This is a genomic window from Rhizobium sp. PP-F2F-G48, assembly GCF_004342335.1.
GTDB lineage: Bacteria > Pseudomonadota > Alphaproteobacteria > Rhizobiales > Rhizobiaceae > Ferranicluibacter.
On the sequence record NZ_SLVH01000007.1, the window covers coordinates 74,562 to 98,352 of the forward strand.

The window sequence follows — 23,791 nt, forward strand, 5'->3', positions numbered from 1 at the left end:
CGCCGCATCTCGGCGCAAACCTGCCTCCTTTTTCGCGGCGAGAGGTTCTGTGATGGATGTGCCGGAAAACGATTCGGAACAGGGCCTGGCGCTGTTCGACTTCGCATTCCGGCATGCGCCGATCGGCATGGCGCTGGTGGATACGGAGGGGCGGATCGTCCGCGGAAACCGGTCCTTCTCCAGAATGGTCGGCATCTCGCCCGACCATCTCAATGGCGTGCAGTTCGCGGATTTCACGCATCCCGATGATCTCGACGCCGATCTTGCGCTGTTCAACCAGGTGCTGGCGAGGCAGCGCGATGGGTATACGATCGAGAAACGCTATATCCGCCCCGATCGGTCGCATCTCCCTGTGCGGATTCACGTCGCCGCGATGCGCGGCAGCGACGGCGAGGTCGTTCGGTTCATCACCCAGGTCGAGGATATCACCCAGGCGAAGCAAGCGGAGCGGCAGCTCGCCGAACGCGCGGCCCAGCTGGAACTGGCACTGGAGACGGTGCGCGGCGGCTTCTGGCAGCTGGATATAGCGGCCCAGGCCTTCGAAACATCCGATCGGCTCGCTCAGTATATCGACGGCCCGGATGCGACGGGGCTTGATATCGATACGTATGTGAGCAAGATCAACGGGCTCGACAGGCCTTCGGCCGATCTTAGCCCGCTCATCCGTGGTACGGTCGATCAGAACGTAGCCGAATACAGGCTGGAAACGATCGCCGGAGAGCGGTGGATGCGATGCGATCGACGCCTCCTGCGCGATGCCGACGGCAAGCCGCTGAAGATCGTCGGCATGGCGATCGATTTTACGGAGGAGCACCGCCAGATCGAAGATCTGCAGCGCAACGCGCAGACCGACAGTCTCACGGGGCTCCTCAATCGCCGCGGCCTCGAAGCGCGCTTCTCGCAGCTGGCATCATCCGCGGGGTTTGCGGTTCTCGTCATCGATCTCGATGGTTTCAAACAGGTCAATGATCGCTACGGTCATGCGGCCGGCGATGCGGTGCTGGTGGAAACGGCACGCCGATTGACGTCCTGCGTCCGTTTCGATGATCTCGTTTGCCGGGCAGGTGGGGACGAGTTTGTCGTCGTCATTGCCGGCGACAGGGAAACGGGCATTTCCGTCGCCGACCGCATGGTGAGTGCGATGCGAACGTCGTTTTCGCTCCGCGACGCGGATGCCCCGGTCGATGTGCGCGCTAGCATGGGCGGTGTCTGGGCCGTGACCAATCGCGACCTAAACCGCATGATCGCGCATGCAGACACGCTTCTCTACCGCGTCAAAGCATCCGGCAAAGACGGGGTCGGGTTCGATCGTCACGCCTTTTCCTGAATGACGACCATCAAACCCTGCGCCTGCGAGACGCCAAGCGCCGACAAGCGTGACGAGGAGATCGATATGCCGACATCAAAACGAACCTGGCTCATCACAGGCTGCTCGACCGGGTTCGGGCGGGCTCTGGCCAAGATCCTGATCGCGCGTGGTGACACCGTGTTTGCGACCGCCCGCAATCCCGAGCAGATCGCGGATCTGGTCGAGGGCCACGCCAACGCTTATTCGCTGAAGCTCGATGTGACCTCGCATGACGACATCGCCGCTGCCGCCGCGCGCGTCGAAGAGGCGGGCGGGGTCGATGTCCTCGTCAACAATGCGGGCTATGGCTACCTCACAGCCTTCGAGGAGGGGGACGAGGCCGGCTACCGGGCGCAGTTCGAGGCGAACGTCTTCGGGCTGATTGCCATGACGAAGGCTGTCCTGCCGTCCATGCGAAAGCGCGGAACCGGCCACATCGTCAATATCGCCTCTGTCGGCGGTCTCGTCGGCAATCCCGGCTCCTCTTATTATGCCGCAACGAAATTCGCCGTGGTCGGCATGTCCGAGGCCCTGTCGAAGGAAGTGGGTGCCCTCGGCATCAAGGTAACGGTCGTCGAGCCCGGGCCGTTCCGGACGGACTGGGCAGGCCGCTCGCTTCAGTCGTCTGCCGGACGGATCGACGCCTATGCGAAGACCGTGCACGAGCGGCTCGATCAGGTCGCGCAGCAGAGTGGCCATCAGCCGGGCGACCCTGTCCGCGCGGCGGAGGCCATCCTTCAGGCGGTCGAGAGCGACGAGCCTCCGCTAAACCTGATCCTCGGCGCGCCGGGGTTGAAGCTGGTGAGAGGGAAACTGGCCACACTCATAGCCGAGATCGATCGCTGGGAGTCCGTCACGCTCGGTGCGGACTACCCCGAGGCCTGAGATCGCCCGGTGAACACCGATGAGCCTCCGCGGCTGTGTGCCGGCTTCGAACATTGAAGGCATCCATCGGAGCGCGACAGATCGATGCCGCGCTCCGATATCCGTCGTGATCAGGCCAGAACGGGCAAGGTCCCGACGATGCGCAACGCGAGGCCTTCATAGGCGTCCAGCGTGATGGTCAGGGCGCCGTCTTCCTGAAGGTCGCCTTCGATCGTTTCGCCGATCATATCGACCACCGGGCCGGGGGTGACCTGCGGCAGGGTGATCACCTCTTGCAGCGCGGTGCTGCCGAAGTTGAGGGCGGTGACCTGCGTGCCGCGCCCGTCCGGCAGTTCGTGCACCATGACCAGGAGACCGGGCGTGTCCGTGCCGGGGATCAGGACCTGGCGGCTGGCAGCAAGACCGTAGGCCTCGCGCACCGCAAGAAGCCGCTTCAGCTGGCTTGCAAACGAATCCGGCTGCGTCAGCTGTTCCGTCACCGGGCCGTAGAGTGCACGGGCGCGCGGAACGCCTTCTGCCGATTGCCCGGCGTCCGACTGGCCCGTGAGGTCGTAGGCGCCCCGCTCGATCCACCGCGTATCGCCATCGCCCATGAGATGCTCGACATCCTCCGGGCGGACGGGAAGGGCGCCGACGAGATCCCAGCCGGAGAGCGCGAAAATACCGGGCTGGAAGGCGTTGTACATGACCAGCAACAGATGGATCTTGCGGATCAGGGCGACCGCCTCGTCGTCGATCGTGTCGAGATCGGCGATGCCGAGCGCCGCCGTGATGACGCTGGCGGTGGTGCAGGCGATGCCGTTGGTGACGAAAGGCAGATTGTAGGGCGCGTTGGCGCCGGACAGCCGCTCGCGGATCACATCGCGCAGGTGCATCCGCAGTGTCCGGCCCTGCCAGGTCTGGCCGCTGAAGCTGTAGATATCGTCGGCATGCAAGGTCCAGAAATGCACGAGCTCGGTCGTCAGTTCGTCATGGTTCTGCAAAGCGTGGATGAGCGAAGCGGGATCGATGCCGAACTCGTGTACGGTGCGCAGCATCATGCGCAGCCACTCGGTATTCCCCGTCAGCAGCGCGTGGTGGTAGGCCGGTCGCGTGATGAAGTCGTAGGAAAGATCGGCGCCGCCCTTGGACATGGCGGCGATATCGTCGACCGTCAGATTGAGCTCCTGGAACGAGAAGCCGCCCGCTTTTCGCACCATTCCCGCAAGCAGGGCGTTGCCGGTCAGCGACAGAGGATGGCTTTCAGACCAGGCCGGCCCGTCCGGGCGGCGCTCGACGCCGAGAAAGCCGTTGGCATCCAGCCGCAGGCCGCGGGCGCCGAGCTGGTCGATGGAATGGAGGGCATCGCCGATGATCATCTGCTGGGCTGCAAAGGTCGGGTCGAGCCAGTTGAGGCTCGGCTGCCCTTCCTTGAAATAATGCAGGTAGACCCAGCGCCGCAACTTCCCGTCGACGCCCTCGACCGGCGCCGTCGCGCTCCAGTCGGTTTCCTTCACGCCCGGCTCGAAGAAGATGACGCGCTGAAGCTGGCCGACGATGAACCCCTTGTCCCTGAAATAATCGACGGTCTCCGCGCCGAGGTTCACGGCGTCGCGCCCTTCCGGCACGTCGGGCAGATGCGACCACTCCTCCTCGGGGATGTCCACCATATGGTAGAGGCCGGGATAGGCGCCGTGCTTCATTTCGGCGAGACGGAAATCCGCCCCCTTGCCGGTATGGGAGGGAATGACGTCGTCGATCACGATCGCATTGAAGGCGGCGGCCATGCGGCTGATGGCGACGAATTCCTCGGTCGTGCCGAAGGCCGGATCGATGTCGAAGCCGATACGGTCGAAATTGCCGTCGATCGTCGGTGTGTAAGCGCCATCCTTGAGGCCGCCGGACCGTTTCGTGGGGCCGACATGGATGCCGCGGACGCCGATCGACGAGAGCGCCGACCAGAGCTGCGGGTCGCCGAGCGTCTTCAAGACGGAATCGCCTTCGCGCGTGATGACGGAAGGGGGATAGGCGGTGAACCAGACCGAGGCGATGGCCGAGGCCGAGCGGGGGCGCGGCTCCGCATAGGGCCGCTGCCAGAAACGCCCCTGTCCACCGTAACTCTCGGCGAAATGGCGTGCCTGGTGCAGCATCGAGGAAGATACGAGGTTCTCGATGTCGTCTTTGCTAGGTGATGTCATGTCAGCCTTTGATCCCGCGCATGGTCTGGTCGTGCCTCTGGTCCACGCTGATCGATGTAGGCGTCGCGCGGCGAAAGGGAACGGCAAAACCGAACTTCGCTCGAAGCTTCGGCGAGAGACGGGGCTGACGGTGTCGGTGAGACTGCGCATTCAAGCGACTGTACCGGCGTATTTCGCGTCTGTTCACGACGTCACGCCGCAGGCACGTGTGCTCGAATAGTCCGTTCGCCGGCACGCCGAGATTCTGGAGCCTCGGTCGCGTCCGGCGGGGCAGGGGGAGCGGCGGCCGCCTGCTGATGAGGCGGCCGCTGTCAGGGTCAGTTAGCCGGCGGTGTCGTGGTTGCCGGAGCCGGTGTGGTGGTGGCCGGCGGCGTCGTGGTCGGTGCCGGAGCCGGGGTCGAAGCGGCCGGCGGCGTGGCGGGCGGTGTGGGCGCCGGAGCGGGGCTGCGCATGACGCTCCAGAGAACGATGACGACGATGACAGCGACGACGGCTGCGATAATGGTGTTGCGGTTCAATGTTGCCTCCTTGGTTAGCAGGCTTAACCTATCCGCGAACGCGTGATTGTCCAAGCCTTTAGCGAGACAGTGATGCTGCGGAGCCGGATTCCCGAGGATGGCAGGCCGAGGGCTCGGAGGACTGCGGCTGCCAGTCTTGCCTTGCCAAGGTAAATATGACAACGAGTGTCATCTTAAGACGGCGAGCGCTCGGCTGGTCGACGACGAGGCTTTCAACGAAACGGGCACCGCATCATGCGCTTCTGGCATCGGATGTCGTGGAAGACGGACGGCATCACCGTCTCGGCGCCGGTGCAGTGGCGCCAGCTCGACGGGATGGTGACGGTGCTCTGGGAAGCCGAGAGCCGGGCCGGGGCGAGCGGCTACTATCTCGCGGACGATCCGCGCATCATGCTGTTCTTCAACGACGTTTCCCAGAACGTGCGCATCTCCAACCGCAGCGACGACTTCACCCGCAACGCCCGCGCCATGCCGCGTGCGGTCTACGTGCCCGCCGGCATGCCGATGTGGACCACGAGCCGGAGCGCCCACCGCTTCAGCCACCTCAATCTTCACCTGCACAAGGATACGATCCTTCGCTATCTCGCGCCCTCGATCGGCAGCGCATCGGCGCAGGCAGCGCTTCGCCGTCCGGCCGAGCTCCACGACATCGCCGGCATCGACATGCTGGCCCGTCTTCTGGCGAACGAGATCCGGTCGCCGACACGGCATGCCGTCTATGCCGAGAGCCTTGTCGGCAGCATCGTGGCGGGTCTTCTCGACATTCCGGCTGAAGAGGATGTGAGGGCGGGCGGCCGTCTGACGCAGGCGCAAATGAACAAGCTCGTCGGTCATGCGGAAAAGGTCGGCGGCTACCGCATGTCGGTGGCCGACATGGCCGCGACCGTCGGCCTGTCGGAAAGCTGGTTCTCGAGCGTCTTCAAGAAGACGACCGGCCAGACGCCGCTGCAATGGCAGCTCGGAAAGCGGATCGGGCAGGCCAAGCAACTGCTCGGAACAAGCGACCTTCCGGTCGCCAGCATCGCCGCCCAACTCGGGTTTTCCGATCAGGCGCACCTGACGAAGGTCTTTCGGCATGTGGAAGGCGAAACGCCGGCCGCGTGGCGGCGTCTACAACAGATCAGAGGGTCGGGAACGCCCGCCGGCGCATGACGCGCAAGCGGGCCTCCGTCTCCGTCTCTCACCAGGTCTGGCGAAGCGTGGCCATGAGCTTGCGGCCCGGATTGTAGTAGACGGCGCCCGAATCGGTGCTCGCGATATGCTTTTCGTCGAACACGTTGTTGACGTTCAGCTGCAGCGTCGTGTTTTCCTGGACCTTGTAGGTGTAGGCCAGATCGAACACGACCGCACTCTCGGACGACTTGGTGTTCTCGATATCGGTGTAATAGGAGTCGAGGTAGCGCGCACCCACGCCGAAGGTCATGTCGCCGCGCGCGCCTTGGCCTTCCAGCGTGTAGGTGCCCCAGATCGAGGCGAGGTGCTTGGGCACCCGCATCAGCCGGTTGCCGTCATTGGCGCCGCCTGGTTCCTCGATCTGAGAGTCGATATAGCTGTAGGCCGCAATGAGCGCGATGTGGTCCGTCACCTCCGCCTTGGCTTCCAGCTCGAACCCGCGATGCCGGACCTTTTCCACGGACTGCGGCAGGTAGGTCACCTGATCGTAGACGGTGATGTTGCCCTTCGTGAGATCGTAGACGGAGGCGGTGATCAGCGCCGGGAAGGCTTCCGGGCGATATTTGATGCCGACTTCGTATTGCTTGCCGGTCGTCGGGTCCGCGCCCGAGGCCGGCGGGGCCGCGGATTCGGCGTAGCTGATGTAGGGCGCCAGTTCCTCGGTGATCTTGTAGCTCGCGCCGATCCGCTTGGTGAACTCGCTGTGGTCTCCGGACGCCGTCGATCCGGCGAGAAGGTCCGTTTCGCTGAGGTCGAGCCAGTCGTTTCGCAGGCCGACGCTCACCGTCAGCTTGTCGAAGAAGGTCAGGTCCTGCTGAAGATAGATCGCGGCCGTCTTCTGGTCGTTGTTGACGCTGGAAAAGGGTGAGAGGCTGCCCGGCCCACCGGTGTAGATCGGGTTTTCCCGATCGATCGATGGCGCCGCCGTATAGAAATTGTCGGTGTCGGACTTGAAGGTGTTGTACTCGGTGCCGACCAGCGTGCGGCTCTCGACGGTGTCGGTGCTGGCCTCGTAGACGAGGTTGGCATCGATGATGAACTGCTCCGAGGACTTTTCGCTGCCGAAGAAGTACCGGCTTGCCGTCGTCGTGCCGTCGGTCGGCGTTCCCCCGATATAGGCGCTGCCGAACCCGTCATTGAGATTGCTGTAGCGGGCGTTGGAACCGAAACTGAAGCCGTTGCCGAAATCATGGTCGAACATGACGCTGTAGGTGTTGCGGTTCGTGTCGCGGAAATAATAGTCCGGCTCGCCGAAGAACGTGTCGCGGTCGAAATCCGTGCCGAGCGGGTGGCCGCCGCTGCCGGGAACGCCGTCCCTGTCGAGATGGTCGAAGACGACCGTCAGGTTTGTGGCCGCATCCGGACGCCAGGTCAGTCCGCCCATGATGAAGGTCTCGTCGTCCTGCGAGAAGTCGTATTCGGCGTCGGCGCGCTGGAGCTTGCCTGTCAGGCGGTAGGACAGCGTGTCGTCGCCGGTGAGGTTGTCGCCGACGTCGAAGCCGAGTTCCTTGTGCGCGAACGATCCGCCGGTGCCGTAGACTTCGCCGAACCGTTCCCGCTTGGGTGTCTTCGTGACGTAGTTGACCGATCCGCCCGGTTCCGCCGCGCCGAAGCCGGAGGAGCTTGCGCCCTTCAGCACCTCGATCCGCTCGAAGGCATAAGGCTCTTCGCGCGTTCCGGCAAAGGTCCGGCCGATCGCCAGCCCGTCGCGATAGGTGTAGGGCGTGAAACCGCGAATGTCGAAATAGTCGTAGCGATCGTCCGACCCGTAGAAATCGGTGACGACGCCGGCCGTGTACTGCACCACCTGCTCGACGCTGTCGGCCGCGCGCTGTTCGATTTCCTTCGACGTGATGACGGAAACCGAAGCCGGCGCCTTGAGAATGTCGGTCGGCAGCTTGCCGGTTGCGGTGGTCTCCGTGGCGACGATCGAGGTCGCGTCGCCATCCGTGTTCAGCACGGTTCCGCTCGACCCGCTACCACGGACGACGATGTTTTCGAGCACCGTCGCGCCACCCGCGGCGTCCTGGGCGAGCGCGCCCGCCGGCGAAAGGGCGACCAGTGCGGTGCAGCCGAGCAGGAGCGCGCTCCGGTAGGAGAGCAAGGCTGGCCGCCGGGGGGTGGCTGTTCTGTCGATGTCCATGTGCAGTATCCAGATTGTCGTGAGGCAGGGCCGGTCGCTGTGTGGGCGCCGCCGCGACGCAAACGGCCGCGCGCTGTCCCGCCGACCGTATAACTGGAGGAAATTTATCGAGTATTGTGGATTCCTGCGGTTTTGTAGAATCCCGCGGTTAACTCGGCACAGTTTTCAAGAGCCCGCTGCTTTGGCGTTGACGCCACGCGGTGAAGCTGAGAGTGGAAGTCAACTTTTGTCCGTCAAAGGGATCGCGATGAGATTTCTCCGCTTCGCCACGCATCTTGTCATGGCCGTCTGGCTGCTCGCGCAGGCTCCGGCACAGGCTGCCGAGACCACCGACTACCCGATCACCATCCGGCATGCGTTCGGAACGACCGTCATCGAGACGAAGCCGAAGCGGGTGGCGACGGTCGCCTGGGCGAACCACGAGGTCCCGCTTGCGCTCGGCGTCGTGCCCGTGGGCATGGCGCGGGCCAATTTCGGCGACGACGACGGCGATGGCATCCTTCCTTGGGTCAAGGCGCGCCTTGACGCGCTGGGTGGCGCCCCGCCCGTGCTGTTCGATGAAGGCGACGGCATCGACTTCGAGGCCGTCGCGGCAACCCGTCCGGATGTCATCCTCGCGGCCTATTCTGGCATCGGCCAGGCCGATTACGACACGTTGAGCCAGATCGCGCCGGTCATCGCATTTCCGCAGGCGCCTTGGTCCACCGACTGGCGCGAGACGATCCGGCTCGACAGCGCCGGGCTCGGCATGGCGACGGAGGGCGAAGCGCTCATCGATGCCATCGAGAGCGAGATCGCCGGCACGCTGGCCGGACATCCGGAGTTGAAGGGCAAGACGGCGATGTTCATCACGCATCTGAGCGCGTCGGATCTAAGCATCATCAATTTCTACACGACCAACGACACGCGCGTGAAATTCTTCGGCGATCTCGGCCTCGCCTCTCCGAAGAGCGTTCTTCAGGCGTCGCAACCGGGGAAGTATTCCGGCTCCGTCAGCGCCGAGCAGATCGACGCCTTCGACGATGTCGATATTCTCGTGACCTATGGCGATCAGGCCCTGTTCGAAACGCTGAAATCCAATCCTCTGACGCGACACATGCCGGCGGTGGCGAAGGGAGCGCTGGTCATGCTCGGCAATGATCCGGTCGGCAACGCCGCCAATCCCACGCCGCTGTCGATCCGCTGGGTCCTCAAGGACTACGTGGCGCGGCTGAGCGAGGCGGCGACATCGCGGAAATGACGGCGGTCTCGGTCAAGGCCCTGAAGTCTGTGCATGACAGCGTCGCGCGCTCCAAAAGGTCGCGCGGTCTCTGGCTTGCCCTTCTCGTCGCCGCGCTTGTCGTCCTTACGATCCTGTCGGTCACCATCGGCACCCGCGATGTCGCCGGGGCGGAGATCGCGGCGGCGCTTGGCGGGGCGCAGGAAACGATCGGACAGGCGGCTGTCGCCCTTCGCATTCCGCGCACGCTTCTTGCCCTGTTGGCCGGGGCGGCCTTGGGTCTCGCCGGCGCGATCATGCAGGGCGTAACGCGAAATCCGCTCGCCGACCCCGGCATTCTCGGCGTCAACATGGGTGCGTCGCTTGCCGTTGTCATCGGCGTCGCCTGGTTCGGCATGGCATCGGCGCAGGCCTATATCTGGAGCGCGATTGCCGGCGCGGCGGGTGCCGCGCTCTTCGTCTACACGATCGGTTCGCTCGGGCGGGGCGGGGCGACGCCCTTGAAGCTGGCGCTCGCCGGTGCCGCCACCTCCGTCGCCTTTTCCTCGCTGGTCATGGCCGTCGTCCTCCCCCGCGGCGATATCGCCGGTGGCATTCACGCCTGGCAGATCGGCGGCGTCGGCGGTGCGACCTATGACCGCGTCCTTCCGGTCCTGCCCTTTCTCGGAATTGGCTTTGCCATCAGCCTTCTCTCGGCGCGCAAGTTGAATTCGCTGGCGCTGGGCGACGATGTGGCCGCCGGGCTCGGGGAACACGTCGCGGCCGCCCGCGCCGTCGCGGCCTGTGGCGCGATCCTGCTTTGCGGCGCGACCACGGCCATCTGCGGGCCGATCGGCTTTATCGGCCTCATGGTGCCGCATCTCTGCCGCGTGCTGGTCGGCGTCGATCATCGCTGGCTGCTGCCGTTTTCGGCGCTCGGTGGCGCGGCTCTCCTGCTCGCGGCCGATATTCTCGGGCGCATCGTCGCGCGACCGGGCGAACTCGATGTCGGCATCATCACCGCGCTCATCGGCGCACCGTTCTTCATCTGGATCGTGCGCCGGCAGCGGGTGCGGGAGCTGTGACCGTGATGCAGCCGACCATCGAACGCCTGGCGCTCAACCGCCGACGCCGGACGCGGCGTCACGGGACGGCCGTTCTGGCACTTCTGATCCTTGTCGTTCTCCTCTTCGGCCTGACCCTATCGGTTGGACAGAGCATCGTCGCGCCGGTGGACGTCCTGCACATCCTCATGGGTGAGCCCGTTGCCGGAGCGTCCTTTACCGTCGGCCAATTGCGCCTGCCGCGCGCCGGTCTTGCGGTCCTCTCGGGCCTCTGCTTCGGCCTCGGCGGCGCCGCCTTCCAGATCATGCTGCGCAATCCCCTGGCCAGCCCCGACATCATCGGCATCACCTCCGGTGCCGGCGCTGCTGCGGTCTTTGCGATCGTCGTGCTCCAGATGTCCGGTCCGATGGTCTCTCTTCTGGCCGTGGGTGCCGGACTCGGCGTCGCCATGCTGGTCTACGGGCTGTCGTTCCGCAACGGCGTCGGCGGGACACGGCTCATCCTCGTCGGCATCGGCGTCTCCGCCATGCTGCAGAGCGTGATCGCCACGATCCTCTCGACAGCGCCGTCCTGGAGCCTGCAGGAGGCGATGCGCTGGCTGACCGGCAGCGTCAACGGGGCGCAGTTGCAGCAGGCGCTGCCGCTCCTTCTCGCGCTCGGTGTCTTCGGCGGGGTCCTCCTCAGCCGGGCCCGCGATCTCGATGCGCTGCGGCTCGGCGACGATACCGCCTCGGCCCTTGGCGTCCGGGTCGCGCAGACGCGCATGGTGGTGATCGTTTGCGCCGTCGGCATGATCGCGGTGGCGACCGCCGTCACCGGGCCCATCTCCTTCGTCGCCTTCCTCTCGGGGCCGATCGCCGCGCGCATCGTCCGCGCGAACGGTTCGCTGCTCCTGCCGGCCGGTCTCGTCGGGGCCATCCTCGTGCTCGCCGGAGATTATCTCGGGCAGGTCCTGCTTCCCAGCCGATATCCGGTCGGGGTCATCACCGGCGCTCTCGGCGCGCCCTACCTGCTGTTCCTGATCGTCCGCGTCAACCGGACCGGAGGTTCCCTGTGACCGATCACACCCTCGTTGCGACAGGTCTTTCCGCCGGCTATGACGGCAAGGAGATCCTGCAGGGCCTGGATCTTGCCATCCCCTCGGGCCGGATCACGGTCGTCGTCGGCGCCAATGCCTGCGGCAAGTCCACCTTCCTGCGGACCCTGTCGCGGCTGCTTGCTCCGACGAAAGGCCATGTCCTCCTCGATGGAGCCTCGATCCACCGCATGCCGGCGCGCCAACTTGCCCGTACGCTCGGTCTCCTGCCGCAGGCGCCGATCGCGCCGGAAGGCATCACCGTCGCCGATCTCGTCAGCCGGGGGCGTCATCCCCACAAGAGCCTGTTCTCCCGCTGGACGCGTGGGGACGACGAGGCCGTGGATGGCGCGCTGGCCGCGACCAAGACCTTCGATCTCGCCGAGAGACCGGTGGACGAGCTTTCCGGCGGGCAGCGGCAACGGGTGTGGATCGCCATGGCGCTCGCCCAGGAGACGGACATCCTGCTCCTCGACGAGCCCACCACCTTTCTCGACATCAACCACCAGATCGACGTGCTCGATCTCCTGACCGACCTCAACCGCGAGCGCGGCACGACGATCGTTATGGTGCTGCACGATCTCAACCTCGCCGCGCGCTATGCCGATGCGCTCGTCGCGATGGCCGGCGGGCGGATACATGCCTTCGGAACGCCGGAAGAGGTGTTGACGGAAGACATGGTCCGCAGGGTCTTCGGGCTCGAAAGCCGCGTCATCTCCGATCCCCTGTCCAGGCGCCCGATGATGCTGCCGATCGGGCGTCACAAGATGGCCGGAAACGAGGCTGCTTGATCTGCAGCCGCGACGGATGCTAGGCGGCGTTCCAGATCGCGCGTTGAGGGAGATGGCTCATGACCACCACGGACTACACGGCCTTCGTTGCCGCACTCGCGGGCGAGGGACAGCCGATGGCCGCCTATGCGGCCCTGGAGGCGCTGACGCAGGCGCTGGTCGGCGTGAAGCTTTTCACCATCATGACGAGCGACACGACGACCCGCGTGGCCGAGCGGGTCTACTCCAATATGCCCGAGCAGTATCCGGTCTCCGGCACGAAGCCCTATAACGAGACGCACTGGTCCGACATCACGCTGACCCAGCAGAAGACCTTCGTGGCCAATACGATCGAGGAGATCGCCGCCGTGTTCGGCGACTACGAACTGATCGATTCGCTTGGGTGCCAGTCGGTCATCAACGTGCCGATCGTGGTCGGCGGGACAGTGATCGGCACCATCAACTGCCTGCACGAGGCGGGTTTCTACACGCCCGAACGCGTTGCGGCGGCGGCGGCTCTGAAGCTGCCCGGTGCCGTCTGCATGCTTTTGGCCGCAGGCGGCAACGACGACACCGAAAACGTCGCCGTCGTCTGAACCCAAGCCCTGCCGCACGCCTCGGCCGTCAGATCAGCCCGCGGGACGCGAGATTGCGCATGAAGGCAGCAAGACCGAAGGTCCATTCCGGCGCATGGGTGGACAGGGCGACGGTGTTGGTCAGCGCGCCGAGTTCCGGGTTGGAGATCGTCACGACATCGCCGATCTTGTGCGTAAACCCTTCCCCGGCAACATCGCGGTCCTCGACGGGCGCAAACAGCGTTCCCATGAACAGCATCAGGCCATCGGGATACTGGTGATGGCGTCCGATGGTCTGGGCGACGAGGTCGAGAGGGTCGCGGCTGATTTCGCGCATGGTGCTTTTGCCGCCCATCTCGAAACCATCGGTGCCCCGGATCGCAAGGTCGAGGTCGGCCGTGCGGATGTCGTCGATCCCGTAGGTCTCGTCGAACAGCCGGATGAAGGGGCCGAGCGCAGAGGATGCATTGTTGTCCTTCGCCTTGCCGAGCAACAGGGCCGACCGGCCCTCGACGTCGCGCAGATTGACGTCGTTGCCGAGCGTCGCGCCCTTGACCCGGCCCTGGCTGTCGACCGCCAGGACGATCTCCGGCTCGGGATTGTTCCATCTGGAGATCGGGTGAAGGCCGACGGAGGCCCCCCAGCCGACCGAGGAGAGAACAGGCGCCTTGGTGAAGACCTCTGCGTCCGGGCCGATGCCGACTTCGAGATATTGCGACCAGATGCCCTCCTCGACCAGCGCCGCCTTTACGGCGGTCGCTGCGGGCGATCCCGCTTTGAGATCGCGCAGGCTGTCGCCGATGATCGCCGTCACGCGCTCGCGCACTTTCGCGGCAAGAGACGGGTTCCCCGCCGCCTTTTCCTCGATGACGCGCTCGATCATCGAGCGGGCGAAGGTGACGCCGCAGGCCTTGACGACCTGCAGATCGCAGGGGGCCAGCAGATGCAGGTGGGCCCTGTCCGCGTCATGATCGCGCGACGACGTCGCGACCGCGTCCAGCGTTCCCAGAGGCTCGCCCTCTAACTCTCGCACACGCGCTGCCGGATCGTCGCTCTCCAGAAGGTCGCGGACCGTCGGCACGTCGCGGCAGGTGATGTCGTACAACATGCCGTCGCGCACAGTGACCACGGCCGGGCCGATGTCCGGTCGCCAGACCCGGCCGATGAAGATGCCGGAGCGGGGAAGGGAGATCTCTGTTGGCATGGGTATGTCCTTGTCTGTCTTTGGCATCGTCATTGATATCGTATCGTCAGGCGTCCGGCTGCTGGATCGATTGCAGCAGCGTTTCGCGCGCGGAGCGCAGATGCCGTCGGCAGGCCTGTTCGACCTTGGCCAGGTCACGGGTTTTCAGGGCCGCGATGTAATCCAGGTGCTCTTCCACCGCGCGCGCATTGCGCTCGCGGTCGTTCGCCTTGTTCCACTGGTAGTGATAGTGGAACACGATGGTGATGATGTCGTAGAAATCGATGATGAAACGGTTGCTCGAAGAGCGGTGGACGAGGAGGTGAAACCGCTCGTCGAGCTCGGAGAAATCGCGATAGCGGGTGTCGATGTTTGCGAGCATGTCGCGGTGCAGCGCCTCCATCTCCGCGAGATCCCGCCAGGCCGGATGATCTTCGGGAAGGGCTGCAAATCCCGCAGCCGAGCGGAGCTCGAACATCTCCCGGATCTCCGTCAGCTCCAGCGCGAATTCGCGGGTGAAGCCCTTCAGGACCCAATGGCTGTTCGGCCGTTTCTCGATCAGCCCGAAACGGCTGAAGCGGATGAGAAATTCCCGGACGCTCGTCGTTCCCGTGCCGATGTCGCGGGCCAGTTCCAACTCGTTGATCTGCATGCCGGGCTCCGCGCCACCGGCCAGAATCCGGCGCATGAAACTGCGCTCGATGATGTCGGACAGCGAGCTCGTCTCCTCGGCGGGAAAGAAATCCGAAGGGCGCGGCGGGCGCAGCATGGCCTTGGAGCGCTTGTCCCAGGCGATGATCTCCAGCGCCTTCAGCCGCTCGAGAATGGCGCGCACGGTCGTGCGGCTGACGCCGAGCGTCGTCCCCAGCTCAAGCTCGGACGGAAGCCCCTCGCTTTCCGCGACAAGCGTCAGACACCGGTTGAAGGCGTCCTTGAAGACCGTGTTCTGTTTCGCCATTCCTCTTTTCGCACCTCCTCCCGAGCAACCTGTTTCGGCCGGTTCTTACAGGGGTATGGGCGCGTCCTCCAAGGCGCATAATACAAGTTGACGGAAAACTGTCTATTGTAGATAAAATAACAAACAAGCGGATCGGTGACGATCTTCGACCAAGGCAATGCAGACGGAATTTATGCCATGAAGACCCGCAAGATCGGCACCACGGACTTGTCCGTCACGGAATACAGTTTCGGGACCGCGCCGCTCGGCGGCATGTATCGGACCTGCCCGCGCGATACGGCGATGGAGACGCTGCAGGCCGCCTGGGATTCGGGCATGCGGTTTTTCGATACGGCCCCGTGGTACGGCTTCGGTCTGGCAGAACGGCGGGTGGGCGATTTCCTGCGGGACAAGCCGTCGGGGGAGTATGTCGTGTCCACGAAGGTCGGGCGGCTCCTGCGTCCGGTCGCGGACGACAAGGTTCCCGACTTCGGATTCGTCGATCCCCTGCCGTTCCAGACGGACTACGACTATTCCTATGACGGGATCATGCGCTCGGTCGAGTTCAGCTACGCCCGAACCGGTCTCAACCGGCTCGACATCCTGTTCGTCCACGATATCGGCGTCTACACGCATGGCGCGGAACGCAATGCGGTCTATCTCAGGCAATTGCTCGATGGCGGCCTGAAGGCGCTGGCCGAACTGAAGGCGAGCGGTGCCATTTCCGCCTATGGTCTCGGGGTCAACGAAGTGCCCGTCTGCCTCGACGTGATGCGCGAAGCCGATCTCGACTGCATCCTGCTTGCCGGACGTTACACGCTGCTCGATCGCACCGGTGTCGCCGAATTGCTGCCGCTCTGTGCTGCAAAAAAGACCTCTCTGGTCGTGGGTGGCGTCTTCAATTCCGGCATTCTTGCCACCGGCGCCACAGAGGGCGCACATTTCGATTACGGACCGGCTTCGCCGGACGTTCTCGCCAAGGTCGGCGCCATGGAAAAGATCGCGGCCTCGCAAGGCGTGCCCCTGGCAGCGCCGGCCATGCAATATCCACTGCAGAATCCCCTGGTGGCATCCGTCCTGCTCGGCACCGCCAAGCCTTCGAGCCTCACGCGCAACATGGCGCTGGAAGCGCATCGGCTGCAGCCGGAAGATTTTGCGCCCTACGATGCGCATACGCTGGTTGCGCCGCCTCTGGGCACCGACGCCGTTCGGGTCTGAAGATCCGCGAAAAGAGAGCGTGCGACGTCGGGAAAGCCAGTTGCAAACAGATTGCTCTTGGGCTAGCGTCGGATTGGAAAATGTTTTTTATAGATAAAGACCGCATCGCCGCGTCTTCGGTACGGTCGGAGGAAAACGAAACAAGACGTTGTTGGAGGAGAACAACACCATGACACTGCTGAACCATATTCTGTCGCGTCGCGCCTTTGCACGTCGCTCGCTTGCAAGCGTTGCCGGCGCTGCCGTTATCGCCACCATGATGCCGATGGGTGCCTTTGCCCAGGACGTGACCATTCCGATCATCGTCAAGGACACCACCTCGTTCTACTGGCAGATCGTTCTCGCCGGCGCGCGCAAAGCCGGCAAGGACCTCGGCGTCAACGTTCCGGAACTCGGCGCACAGGCCGAAACCGACGTGAACGGCCAGATCAGCATCCTGGAAAACGCGGTTGCGGGCAGCCCTGCCGCGATCGTGATTTCGCCGACCGAATTCAAGGCGCTCGGCAAGCCGGTCGATGAGGCCGCCAAGTCCGTTCCGATCATCGGCATCGACTCGGGCGCCGATTCCAAGGCCTTCAGCTCGTTCCTTACCACGGACAACGTCCAGGGCGGACGCATCGCGGCCGATGGTCTCGCAGCCGCCATCAAGGCAGCAACCGGCAAGGACGAGGGCGAAATCGCCATCATCACCAACACGCCCGGCGCCGGCTCGCTGGAACAGCGCAAGGAAGGCTTCCTCGACCAGATCAAGTCCAAGTATCCGGGCCTGAAGGTCGTGGCCGACAAGTACGCCGATGGTCAGGCCTCCACGGGCCTCAACATCATGACCGACCTTATCACCGCCAACCCGAACCTCGTCGGCGTCTTCGCCTCCAACCTGATCATGGCGCAGGGCGTCGGCCAGGCGATCGCCGAAAACAAGCTGGGCGAGAAGGTCAAGGTCATCGGCTTCGACAGCGATGAAAAGACGGTCGGCTTCCTGAAGGAAGGCGTTCTTGCCGGTCTCGTGGTGCAGGATCCCTATCGCATGGGCTACGACGGCATCAAGACCGCGCTCGCCGTCTCCAAGAAGGAGAAGGTCGAAGCCAACGTCGATACCGGCGCAAACCTCGTCACCAAGGCCAACATGGCCGATCCGAAGATCGACGCTCTTCTCAATCCGAAGATCAACTAAGACGCGTGACGGCGGGGTTCTGCAGAGGCAGAGCCCCGCCGTCCATCGATTCTCGCGGCCGCGGCGCACGTCTTGTCAGGCGGGTTGCCGCGACCGCGCGCGACCTCGGGAGGAAAGCCGAATGACCGGATTGAACGATGTGAGCCACCGGCATGACGCGGAGGTCGAAGCCCTTTCAGGCGGACCCGTCGCCAAAGGCGCGCCGATCCTCGAACTGCGCGGCCTGCACAAGCGCTACGGAACGGTCGAAGCCCTGCGGCCCGCCTCCATCACGTTTCTCTCGGGCGAGATCCACGCGATTGTCGGCGAGAACGGCGCTGGAAAATCCACGCTGATCAAGCTCCTGACCGGCGTGATCCGGCGCACCTCGGGCGAGATCGTCTGGTGCGGCCAGACCGTGCCGCTGTCCGATCCGAACGAAGCCATTTCTCGCGGCATCAATGCCGTGCACCAGGAAGTCGTTCTCTGCCCGCATCTGACGGTTGCGGCCAACATGTTCCTCGGCGACGAGATGAACCGGCGTGGCCTCATGCGCAAACGCGCGATGACGGAGGCCGCCCAGGCCGTGCTGAACGATCTCGGCTTCAACCTGCCGGCCGACGCCCTGCTGTCCGACCTGACGATCGGTCAGCAGCAGCTGGTCGCCACCGCGCGCGCGGCCATGCGCGGCACGCAGTTCCTCATTTTCGACGAGCCGACCGCCTATCTGACGCGGCAGGAATCGGCCCAGCTCTTCCGGCTGATCCGCCGTTTGCAGGCGCAGGGCGTCACCATCGTCTATATCAGCCACCGCATGGAGGAAGTGTTCGAGCTGGCCGACCGCGTTTCGGTGCTGCGCGACGGCACCCATGTCGGCACACGGCTGATCGGCGAGACCAACGACGCCGAACTCATTTCCATGATGATCAACCGCTCGATCGAGCAGGTCTACCACAAGGAAACGCACCCGATCGGCAAGCCGATCGTCGAGACCCGCGGTCTGTCCGGCCCGGGCTTCGAGGATATTTCGGTGACCGTGCGTGCGGGCGAGATCGTCGGCCTTTATGGCCTGATCGGCGCAGGACGCAGCGAGTTTGCCTTGGGCCTATATGGACGCGAGAAGGTCACGTCCGGCGAGATCTTTTTCGAGGGGCAGAAAGTCGATATCCGCAATGAGCGCATCGCCATGGATCTCGGAATCGCCCTGGCGCCGGAGAGCCGTCGCGACCAGGGCCTTTGCCTCAACCTGCCGATCGGCCTCAACATCAACCTGCCGGTCTTCGACCGCCTCTCGAACGGCCTGACGATCAACCGCAAGCAGGAGATCGCCAATGCCGACCGGCAGATCAGCGATCTGAAGATCAAGACGCCGACCCGGCGTGTGCTGGCTTCGGCCATGTCGGGCGGCAACCAGCAGAAGATCGTTATCGGCAAGTGGCTCAGCCACGGCGCCAAGCTGTTCATCTTCGACGAGCCGACCGTCGGCGTCGATGTCGGCACGAAAGCCGAGATCTACCGGCTGTTTTCCAAGCTCCTGGAGCAGGGCGCGGGCATCATCCTGATCTCGTCCTACCTGCCGGAAGTCTACGAACTCGCCGACACGCTGCATGTGTTCCGCCAGAAACGGCTCGTGGCGAGCCATGCCTATCGCACCGCGTCTCACGAGGACGTGCTGACGCAGGCGATCGGCGTCTAAACAAGATAAAGACCGGAATTGACGATGGGTGGAGGACAATCATGAGCGTAGAGACCACGACCGAGGCGGCACCGGTGCCGAAGAAGGGCATGAACATCCTGTTCGGGCTGACGCTTCTCGGGCTTCTCCTGTTTCTCTGGCTTCTCCTGGGTCTCTCGACCAACAGCTTCTGGACCTCCAACAATATCAGCAATCTGCTGCGACAGGGCGCCATGACGGCGATCCTCGCCGTCGGCCAGACCTTCGTCATCATCACCGCAGGCATCGATCTCTCGGTCGGCGCCGTGGTCGGGTTTTCCAGCGTCACCATCGCTTGGCTGATGGCGCATGGTGTGCCGCTCTGGCCGGCGATCGCCATCACGCTGCTCATCGGCGTGCTGATCGGCGCCTTCCACGCCTTCGGCATCGTGCGCATGGGCCTGCCCGCCTTCATCATCACGCTGGCGACCCTGACCTCGCTGCGCGGCATCGGCCTGCTGATCACCAACGGCTCGACCATTTCGATCACCGATGAGAGCTTTGCCAATTTCTCCCGCGCGGATTTTCTCGGTGTGCCCAGCCTCTTCTGGATGGTCGTGGTGGTCGCGATACCGGCATATATCTTCCTGCATCTCAGCCGCTGGGGACGCTACCTCTTCGCCGTCGGGTCGAACCGCGAAGCCGCGCGCCTCTCGGGCGTCAATGTCGAACGCACCATCTACCTCGCCTATATCCTGTCTTCGACCTGCGCCGCCTTCGTCGGAATTCTGCTCGCTTCGCGCATTGGCATCGGCAACGCCACGCAGGCGGAAGGCTGGGAGCTTCAGGCGATCGCCTCCTCCGTCATCGGCGGCACGAGCCTCTTCGGTGCGGTCGGCTCCGTCCACGGGCCGCTGCTCGGCGCCTTCATTCTGGCGACCATCAACAATGGTGCCAACCTCTTGAACCTCAATTCGTTCTGGCAGCGGATCATCACCGGCGCTCTGATCATCGTCATCGTCTATTTCGACCAGCTCCGGCGCCGCGGCTCGCGCTGAGGCGCATCCGCGAGCCGGCAGACGTCACGCACCCGCCGCATCGTCTGCCTCGGTCATCAGCCTGAGAAGCAAGGCGGATGCGGATGCGATGGGGGCGATGATCGGAGCGGACAGCTGTTCCCGCAGCGCGGCGGCAGCCCGCCCGAGCGGCCCGCCGCCGATGATGACGACGTCAGCGCCATCGCGGTCGAGCGATTGCCGGACCGCGATGGACAGCGCCTCGCGCAACCGATCCGGCTCGCTTGCCAAGCGCTGCGGATCGCCGTCCGTCAGGCGCGTGCCCGTAAAGCGGTCGGCGAAGCCGAGGCTCTCAGCCTTCTGCGCAAAGCTGTCGACCAGGTCCGGCGTCACCGTGGCAATGCCGAACCGGCGTCCGCCCGCTGCTGCCTCGATCATGCTGGCCTCGCAGAGGCCGACCACGGGAATGCCGACACTGTTTCGCAGCGGTTCCAGCCCGGGATCGCCGAAGGCGCAGACGATGAGACCGTCCGCGTTTCGGGCGGCGGCGATACCCATGTCCAGAACGCCGGCAACGGACGCGTCCAGTTGCGCCGGGTTGAGGATCATCGGCACGCCGGAAACCGCGGTCATTCCCTCGACGCTGACATTGGCCGGAAGAACGCAGCGCACGAGATCCGTCATCATCGCGGTGGTCGCCGCCGACGTGTTGGGGTTGATGACGACGATGTGCTTCATGCTGTCGTGACGATCCCGCACGGAAACCGCCCTTTCCTCAGGCATAGAGAAGGCATGCGACCTGCCCGGGCCGCTCTGAGGATCCCGCATTCCCCACCAGTGGCGGGACGGCGACCCGGCAGGGGGGCATGACGTCGGCGCAGCGCGGCGCAAAGGCGCAGCCGGGCGGCAGGTCGGCCAGATCCGGCGGTGCCCCGGGAATGGTGATCAGCCGGTCGCGGCCATCGGCCAGCTCCACGCGGGCACCGAGCAGGCCCTTCGTATAGGGGTGCTTCGGATTTCGGATGATATCGCCGGCCGTGCCTTCCTCGACGATCCGTCCGGCATACATGACGGCGATCCGGTCCGCGACCTCGGCGGCAACGCCGATATCGTGCGTGACGAAGATGACGGACAGGCCGTATTCCTTCTGCAACTCGCGGATGAGCAGGAGGATCTGGATCTGCACCGTCGCATCGAGCGCCGTCGTCGGCTCGTCGGCCAGAAGCACCTTCGGATTGCAGGCCAGCGCCATGGCGATCATCGCCCGCTGCAGCATTCCGCCCGACATTTCGTGCGGATAGTTCTGCAGGCGCCGCTGCGGCGATGGAATGCGCACCTTCTCGAACAAGGCCAATGCGCGTGCGGAAGCCTCCGCCTTCGAGACCCGCTCGTGCCGCAGGATCGTTTCCTCGATCTGCCGGCCGAGCGTATAGACGGGATCGAGCGCGAGACGCGGCTCCTGGAAAACCATCGACACCACGGCGCCCCGGAGATTGCCGAGCTCCCGTGTCGAAAGCCCCGTCACGTCATGCCCCGCCACCGACATTGAACCTTCGATGCTGGTGCCTTTCGGGTGCATGCGCAGAAGCGAGCGCATGGTGACGCTCTTGCCGGACCCGGATTCCCCCAGCAGTGCCACGACTTCGCCGGCCCGGACTTTCAGACTGACCCCGTTGACGGCTTTGACCGACCGGCGGCCCCGGCGAAAGGTGACGGAGAGGTTGTCGATATCGATCATCGTCCCGGTCATGACACGGTCTCCCCAAGGTTCGGTGCGCGGCTATGGCCGGAGCCGGGCACCGCCATGTGGCAGGCTGCGGACTGGTCCGCGGACAGGCTGGCAAGCGGCGGAACGGTTCGGCTGCAGACGTCCTCCACGACTGGACAGCGCGTGTGGAAACGACAGCCGCTCGGCGGGTCGATCGGGTTCGGCGGGTCGCCCGAGAGCGGCGGCTCCATGGTCCGCTCCGACGGGTCCATCTTCGGCATCGAGGCGAGCAGGGCTGCCGAATAGGGATGCCCGGCCTGCCCGAAGATCGTCGCCCGTGTGCCGATCTCCGCCACCTTGCCGAGATACATGACCATGACCCGATCGCACATGAACTTCACGACGTTGAGATCGTGGGAGATGAACAGATAGGTCAGCCCGAAATCGCGCTTCAGGTCGAGCAGCAGGTTGAGGACCTGCGCCTCGACGGATTTGTCGAGGGCGGACACGGCCTCGTCGAGAATGATCAGCCTCGGTTCGAGCGCGAGCGCACGGGCGATATTCACGCGTTGCCGCTGGCCCCCGGAAAGCTCGTGCGGATAGCGGCCGGCGAAGCGTCCGGGCTCCAACCCGACCCGAAAGAGCAGATCATGCGCGCGGGCGATCGCCTTGGCCGCGGGCACGCCGTGCACCTGTGGCGCGAATGCGATGGATTCCTCGATCGTCAGGCGCGGGTTGAGCGAGGCATAGCTGTCCTGAAAGACCATCTGCACCTGTCGGCGGTACTGCGCGAGCGGCAGGGTCTCGCCGACGGTCTCCCCGTCGAACAGGAGACTGCCCTGATCGCGGACGATAAGGTTCATCAACAGCCGCGCGGTCGTGGACTTGCCGCAGCCGCTCTCGCCGACGACGCCCAGCGTCTCGCCTTTCAAGATGTCGAAATCGACACCATCGACGGCCCGAACGACCTTTTTCGGCGCGAAGAAGCCGCTGCTCTTCACCGGGAAGTGTTTGAGGAGGCCGCGTGCCGAGATGAGGGGCTGCGCGGGACCGCCGCGCGCGCCGATACCCGGATCGACATTGTAGGGTGAAACGACGGCGCTCATGATTTCACGTCCATGGCGGTGCGCAGCCCGTCCGAAAAGAGATTGAAGCAGACGGAGGTGACGAAGATCATCAGGCCGGGCAGGGCCGCGACGAACGGATTGTTGTAGATCGCGGTTCGCAGCGTGTTCAGCATCAGTCCCCATTCCGCATCCGGCGGGCGCACGCCGAGGCCGAGGAAAGACAGGCCGGAGGCAAGGATCATGGAGACTGAGATGAGGCTGGTGGCGAAGACGAAGATGGGGCTCAGCACATTGCCCAGAATGTGGACGCGGATGATGGTGCGGGCGGGCGCGCCGGATGCCCGGGCGGCGTCGACGTAATCGAGCTTGCGCACCTGCGTCGTCACGCTTTCGGCGACGCGCGCGATCTGCGGGATGAACACGACGGTCAGCGAGACCAGCGCATTGGTCAGCCCCGAGCCGAGTGCACCGGACAGGGCGACGGCGAGAAGCACGGACGGGAAGGCGTAGAACACATCGATCGTTCGCATGATCAGCGTGTTGACGATGCCGCCGGCATAGCCGGCGATGATGCCGATGGCCGAGCCGATGACGAAGGCAATCGGGACCGGAATGACGCCCATGGTGAGGGACAGGCGTGCGCCGTAGATCAGCCGGGACAGCATGTCGCGTCCGAGTTCGTCTGTGCCGAGAAGATAGCCGGGCGTGCCGATGGGCTTCAGCCGGCGGATGACGCTGCCCTTCGAAGGATCATAAGGGGCGATATAGGGCGCAAAGATCGCGATGAGCACGAGCAGGACGACGACGCCGAGCGCCGTGAGGGCCACGGGGTCCCGACAGAGCCTGCGGACGACGCCGCGCCAGAAACCGGGCGACTTGAGGATGACGGGGACAGGCGCGACCATGTCTGCAGGGATGACGGCCATGG

The 23,791-nt window shown here is 64.6% G+C and carries 21 protein-coding genes; 12 read left to right on the forward strand and 9 right to left on the reverse strand.

From position 1 onward, the window contains the following. Positions 1-52: 52 nt before the first annotated feature. Positions 53-1,327, forward strand: a complete 1,275-nt coding sequence (locus C8J36_RS16350; RefSeq protein ID WP_165915081.1) for a sensor domain-containing diguanylate cyclase — start codon at positions 53-55, stop codon at positions 1,325-1,327. A gap of 66 nt (positions 1,328-1,393) precedes the next feature. Further along, positions 1,394-2,233: an oxidoreductase gene (locus C8J36_RS16355; RefSeq protein WP_132536448.1), complete on the forward strand. Its 840-nt coding sequence runs from the start codon at positions 1,394-1,396 to the stop codon at positions 2,231-2,233. Between the two features lie 110 nt (positions 2,234-2,343). On the opposite strand, the gene treS is transcribed toward C8J36_RS16355, so the two are convergent. Then, positions 2,344-4,410 (reverse strand): maltose alpha-D-glucosyltransferase, encoded by a 2,067-nt coding sequence (treS, locus tag C8J36_RS16360; RefSeq protein WP_132536449.1) that lies wholly within the window; start codon positions 4,408-4,410, stop codon positions 2,344-2,346. A 317-nt stretch (positions 4,411-4,727) separates the two neighbouring features. Next, positions 4,728-4,928, reverse strand: a complete 201-nt coding sequence (locus C8J36_RS16365; protein ID WP_132536451.1) for a dynamin — start codon at positions 4,926-4,928, stop codon at positions 4,728-4,730. A gap of 234 nt (positions 4,929-5,162) precedes the next feature. Here C8J36_RS16365 and C8J36_RS16370 point away from each other — a divergent pair, with 234 nt between their 5' ends. Beyond that, the gene (locus C8J36_RS16370) at positions 5,163-6,080 is read left to right on the forward strand and encodes an AraC family transcriptional regulator (protein ID WP_132536453.1); all 918 of its coding nucleotides are present in this window, start codon (positions 5,163-5,165) and stop codon (positions 6,078-6,080) included. 28 nt (positions 6,081-6,108) lie between these two features. Here the strand turns inward: C8J36_RS16370 and C8J36_RS16375 are convergent, their stop codons facing one another. Further along, positions 6,109-8,244, reverse strand: a complete 2,136-nt coding sequence (locus C8J36_RS16375; protein WP_165915082.1) for a TonB-dependent siderophore receptor — start codon at positions 8,242-8,244, stop codon at positions 6,109-6,111. Between the two features lie 247 nt (positions 8,245-8,491). Here C8J36_RS16375 and C8J36_RS16380 point away from each other — a divergent pair, with 247 nt between their 5' ends. From C8J36_RS16380 to C8J36_RS16400, 5 genes are read left to right on the forward strand one after another with little or no spacing between them, the layout of a single operon-like run. Continuing rightward, positions 8,492-9,484, forward strand: coding sequence for an iron-siderophore ABC transporter substrate-binding protein (locus C8J36_RS16380; RefSeq protein WP_165915083.1), 993 nt, complete (start codon positions 8,492-8,494; stop codon positions 9,482-9,484). Further along, positions 9,481-10,527 (forward strand): iron ABC transporter permease, encoded by a 1,047-nt coding sequence (locus C8J36_RS16385; RefSeq protein ID WP_165915084.1) that lies wholly within the window; start codon positions 9,481-9,483, stop codon positions 10,525-10,527. Before C8J36_RS16380 ends, C8J36_RS16385 begins: the two co-directional genes overlap by 4 nt. Before the next feature lie 5 nt (positions 10,528-10,532). After that, the gene (locus C8J36_RS16390) at positions 10,533-11,564 is read left to right on the forward strand and encodes an iron ABC transporter permease (RefSeq protein ID WP_132536642.1); all 1,032 of its coding nucleotides are present in this window, start codon (positions 10,533-10,535) and stop codon (positions 11,562-11,564) included. After that, positions 11,561-12,373 carry an ABC transporter ATP-binding protein gene (locus C8J36_RS16395; RefSeq protein ID WP_132536459.1) on the forward strand — a complete coding sequence of 271 codons (813 nt, stop codon included), beginning with the start codon at positions 11,561-11,563 and terminating at the stop codon, positions 12,371-12,373. The genes C8J36_RS16390 and C8J36_RS16395 overlap by 4 nt, the downstream gene beginning before the upstream one ends. A gap of 59 nt (positions 12,374-12,432) precedes the next feature. Beyond that, positions 12,433-12,948, forward strand: coding sequence for a GAF domain-containing protein (locus tag C8J36_RS16400; RefSeq protein WP_207897529.1), 516 nt, complete (start codon positions 12,433-12,435; stop codon positions 12,946-12,948). 28 nt (positions 12,949-12,976) lie between these two features. Here C8J36_RS16400 and C8J36_RS16405 read toward each other — a convergent pair whose 3' ends face one another. Together C8J36_RS16405 and C8J36_RS16410 are read right to left on the reverse strand one after the other, a co-directional pair. Continuing rightward, positions 12,977-14,131 (reverse strand): fumarylacetoacetate hydrolase family protein, encoded by a 1,155-nt coding sequence (locus C8J36_RS16405; protein WP_132536461.1) that lies wholly within the window; start codon positions 14,129-14,131, stop codon positions 12,977-12,979. A gap of 46 nt (positions 14,132-14,177) precedes the next feature. After that, on the reverse strand, positions 14,178-15,068 hold the full coding sequence (locus tag C8J36_RS16410; protein ID WP_132536463.1) for a GntR family transcriptional regulator: 891 nt from the start codon (positions 15,066-15,068) through the stop codon (positions 14,178-14,180). Positions 15,069-15,245: 177 nt separating this feature from the next. Here C8J36_RS16410 and C8J36_RS16415 point away from each other — a divergent pair, with 177 nt between their 5' ends. The 4 genes from C8J36_RS16415 (at position 15,246) to C8J36_RS16430 (ending at position 20,130) form a co-directional block, all read left to right on the forward strand. Continuing rightward, positions 15,246-16,265, forward strand: a complete 1,020-nt coding sequence (locus C8J36_RS16415; protein ID WP_132536465.1) for an aldo/keto reductase — start codon at positions 15,246-15,248, stop codon at positions 16,263-16,265. A gap of 169 nt (positions 16,266-16,434) precedes the next feature. Next, the gene (locus C8J36_RS16420; RefSeq protein WP_062596223.1) at positions 16,435-17,439 is read left to right on the forward strand and encodes an ABC transporter substrate-binding protein; all 1,005 of its coding nucleotides are present in this window, start codon (positions 16,435-16,437) and stop codon (positions 17,437-17,439) included. A 121-nt stretch (positions 17,440-17,560) separates the two neighbouring features. Then, positions 17,561-19,114, forward strand: coding sequence for a sugar ABC transporter ATP-binding protein (locus C8J36_RS16425; protein WP_132536467.1), 1,554 nt, complete (start codon positions 17,561-17,563; stop codon positions 19,112-19,114). Between the two features lie 41 nt (positions 19,115-19,155). Next, positions 19,156-20,130 carry an ABC transporter permease gene (locus C8J36_RS16430; RefSeq protein ID WP_062596103.1) on the forward strand — a complete coding sequence of 325 codons (975 nt, stop codon included), beginning with the start codon at positions 19,156-19,158 and terminating at the stop codon, positions 20,128-20,130. Positions 20,131-20,154: 24 nt separating this feature from the next. On the opposite strand, the gene C8J36_RS16435 is transcribed toward C8J36_RS16430, so the two are convergent. The 4 genes from C8J36_RS16435 to C8J36_RS16450 are packed head-to-tail and all read right to left on the reverse strand — an operon-like array spanning position 20,155 to position 23,789. Next, positions 20,155-20,826, reverse strand: coding sequence for an aspartate/glutamate racemase family protein (locus C8J36_RS16435; RefSeq protein ID WP_132536644.1), 672 nt, complete (start codon positions 20,824-20,826; stop codon positions 20,155-20,157). Positions 20,827-20,863: 37 nt separating this feature from the next. Then, complete coding sequence (locus C8J36_RS16440) at positions 20,864-21,838, reverse strand: ABC transporter ATP-binding protein (protein ID WP_207897531.1); 975 nt, start codon at positions 21,836-21,838, stop codon at positions 20,864-20,866. Beyond that, positions 21,835-22,902: an oligopeptide/dipeptide ABC transporter ATP-binding protein gene (locus tag C8J36_RS16445; RefSeq protein ID WP_132536469.1), complete on the reverse strand. Its 1,068-nt coding sequence runs from the start codon at positions 22,900-22,902 to the stop codon at positions 21,835-21,837. The genes C8J36_RS16440 and C8J36_RS16445 overlap by 4 nt, the downstream gene beginning before the upstream one ends. Beyond that, positions 22,899-23,789, reverse strand: a complete 891-nt coding sequence (locus C8J36_RS16450; RefSeq protein ID WP_132536471.1) for an ABC transporter permease — start codon at positions 23,787-23,789, stop codon at positions 22,899-22,901. The genes C8J36_RS16445 and C8J36_RS16450 overlap by 4 nt, the downstream gene beginning before the upstream one ends. Positions 23,790-23,791: the final 2 nt, after the last annotated feature.